Origin of the sequence: Lamprobacter modestohalophilus, assembly GCF_016583905.1 — a bacterium.
Lineage (GTDB): Bacteria > Pseudomonadota > Gammaproteobacteria > Chromatiales > Chromatiaceae > Lamprobacter > Lamprobacter modestohalophilus.
In genome coordinates this window covers 1-2,579 of the sequence record NZ_NRRY01000126.1, presented here as the reverse complement: position 1 = coordinate 2,579, position 2,579 = coordinate 1, and the positions used below count along the sequence as shown (strand labels likewise).

4 protein-coding genes are annotated in these 2,579 nt (G+C 62.0%); all 4 read right to left on the bottom strand.

Annotation, left to right across the window (positions count from 1 at the left end; genetic code table 11):
• Positions 1–25 precede the first annotated feature (25 nt).
• Positions 26–361: a MarR family EPS-associated transcriptional regulator gene (locus CKO42_RS26155; protein WP_200252247.1), complete on the bottom strand. Its 336-nt coding sequence runs from the start codon at positions 359–361 to the stop codon at positions 26–28.
• A gap of 105 nt (positions 362–466) precedes the next feature.
• Complete coding sequence (locus tag CKO42_RS26150) at positions 467–682, bottom strand: hypothetical protein (protein ID WP_200252233.1); 216 nt, start codon at positions 680–682, stop codon at positions 467–469.
• A 48-nt stretch (positions 683–730) separates the two neighbouring features.
• Complete coding sequence (locus tag CKO42_RS26145) at positions 731–2,119, bottom strand: AAA family ATPase (RefSeq protein ID WP_200252230.1); 1,389 nt, start codon at positions 2,117–2,119, stop codon at positions 731–733.
• Between the two features lie 12 nt (positions 2,120–2,131).
• Positions 2,132–2,392 carry an oligosaccharide flippase family protein gene (locus CKO42_RS26140; RefSeq protein WP_242479729.1) on the bottom strand — a complete coding sequence of 87 codons (261 nt, stop codon included), beginning with the start codon at positions 2,390–2,392 and terminating at the stop codon, positions 2,132–2,134.
• Positions 2,393–2,579: the final 187 nt, after the last annotated feature.

The following is a 2,579-nucleotide window of genomic DNA, read 5'->3' as shown; positions in this document are numbered from 1 at the left end:
GATCACAGACTGGGCGCTGCCGAGATCACTGCGGGAGCAGGCCTTCGGCTTCTGCTTCGGCGGTGAGTTGGTCGAGCTCGGCTCTGAGGGCGTCGTATTCGGCGCGCTTGCGTTGGATGAAGCGGGCGGTGATGCGGGCCTTGGTGTCGATGCCTTCTGGGGTGAGCAGGTAGGCGTAGGCGCTTTTGTTCTTGCTGTTGCGAAAGTGCTCGGCTTTGAGTAGTCCGCGCTCGATGAGGGCACGCACGACGTAGTTGGTGCGTCCGACGCTGATGCCGATGGCCTGTGAGAGCTGCAGTTGGGTCTGCTTGGGGTTGGCCTGGAGTTGGCGCAGGACGAGAAAGGTGAGGTCTTCGTTCACCGGATGCTGGGTCCGTCGGATCAAGGTTGCGGGCAGGCTTACGCCCGCCCCTGTCATGTCGGCAAGGGCGGAGGCGGTGATCGGGTTGTTCTTGCGCTGACTGGTTCAGCTGTGAAGACGGCGGCTATGAGAACAGCTGGCGGCGGTTGGGTCAAGGGTTGGTTGGGGTTTGTGCTCTCGCCGCAGCCGCGCCTCGGCCTGTTCCCAAGTCTCGCCGGGGCGTGCGTGGCGCTCCGCATAGGAGTGCGTCAGCTTGGGTTGGCGGCCTGGGTGCGGGTTGGACGGCTTGTTCGGTGCTTGCTGCTTGGTTGCCGGGTCCATGGCCTGGTTTCCGGCTTCCCGGCCGGAATGACGGTAAGGTGAGCCGGCTCAAGACGCGCGTTTGAGCTGGTTCAGCCAGGTGTTGCCATCGGGGCTGAGCAGAAGCTGATCGGCGAGCTCTTCGAGCTGATCGGAATCGCTGATGCGGGCCAGCAGGGGCTGGCTCTGCTCGGCCACCTCGGGGCCAAAGCGACGGCGGGCTTGCCGAATCAAGATGTGCCGGGTGGTTTCGCGACCTTCCTCTAGACCATGCTCGTTCTCTCCGAACAGCTCAGCTTGACGCTGCTCTTGCATCGCCAGCTCCTCCGCATCGGGGGCAAGTTGGTCGATGCGCAAGAGTTCCCCGGCGGAAAACAGCTGCTCGCGCATCGTCTCGCGTGACGCCATATCGAGCGGCGCGATTCGCGTCTCGCCGCCTTGGGAAACCACCGCTAGGAAAACCTCGGGGGGCAGGCTGCAATCGTCGAGGAGATCCGGGCTATGGCTGGTCACCAGCACCTGGGTTTTGGCGGCAGCGCGTTGCAGCGCCTCGCGCAGCGCAGCGCTAGCGGCGGGGTGCAAGGCCGTCTCTGGTTCCTCGATCGCAATTAGGGTCGGCGAATAGTCTGGATTGCCTTGCAGCAGTGCGACGAGAACCCCCAATGCGCGCAAGGTGCCATCCGACATATTCTGCGCCAAGAACCGCCAGGGGTGTTTAGCGCCCGACATCTCCTGCTTGAATTCCAGGGTTTCCATCGGCCCGACTTGCTTGCGCTCAACATCCTGCACCATCGGGACGACGGATTGCAGATACTCCTTGATGCTCGCCAGATCGGATTCCACCCGTTCCAAGTGACCAACCACACTTGCAATGTTCTCTCCGCCCGCTTTCAGGAGGCGCCCGTCTTGTGGCTTCTGAAGCTCGCGCATCAACTTTGGATTGAGGTTATAGAACCCCATGGCCGTCAGGGCATCGAAGACTGGCCGAAACGCTTGAAGCCCAGACGCCGAGACCAAGGCCAACCGATCAGGTGTCACCGACGGGAAAGCGACTTCGCTGGTGCTGTGCAACTGCCCTCGCTCAATCTTGAAGAATGGCCCTTTGCTCTGGCGTCCGATGACACACTCCTCAGTCTGCACTTCATAGGCGCGGTCCTTCAGCGCCCGGATGTTGAAGGCATAGCGTGCGTGCTGGCCACTTGGCAGGATGACTTCCAAGCGGATACCGAAATGGGTCGGGTGGCCGCTGGAGCGACGCCGCACCTCACTCAAACCGCCGCGCTCATTCAGCGCGTTGTCGAGCGAACCAGCGAGGGCGTCGCGCACAAGATGTAAGGCGTCGAGAAAGTTACTCTTCCCCGCGCCATTGCCGCCGACCAGATAGGTCAGCGGTCCGAGCTTGACATCGCAATGCCCGATGCTTTTGTAGTTGCGGAGAATGACGCGGGTGATGAACACTGGATTGCCTGACTAAACGACGATGGCGCGCGCCAGGGTGTCGTCCGGGCGCAGATAGGCGGTGGCGCCGAACAGGCCGGTGAAGGCGGGCGCGAAGTTCAGTAGACCAAACTGTTCCGGACCGAGATAGCGCGCCACCCAGACGCCGACGAACAGCCCGACGCCCATGCGCAGCAGCTTGTCGATGAACAGCCAACCGATGTTATCGACGATCTTGACCAGGTTTGGCCGATGCGCGATGCGGCGGTGGATGAAGGTGGGGATGAGGTTCAAGGTGCTGGCTTTGGCGTTGATCTGTCAGAGCCGGGCGTCGACTTGGCTGGCCGGGAGTAATGGAATGGTCCGCCCCGCTCCTCCAACACACCCCGAGCGGGCACAATAAGCGATGATGAGAACCCATCGTCAACCAAGGTAGCGGAGCAGACCAATGACAGAGACTCACAAAGACCGGGCCATCACG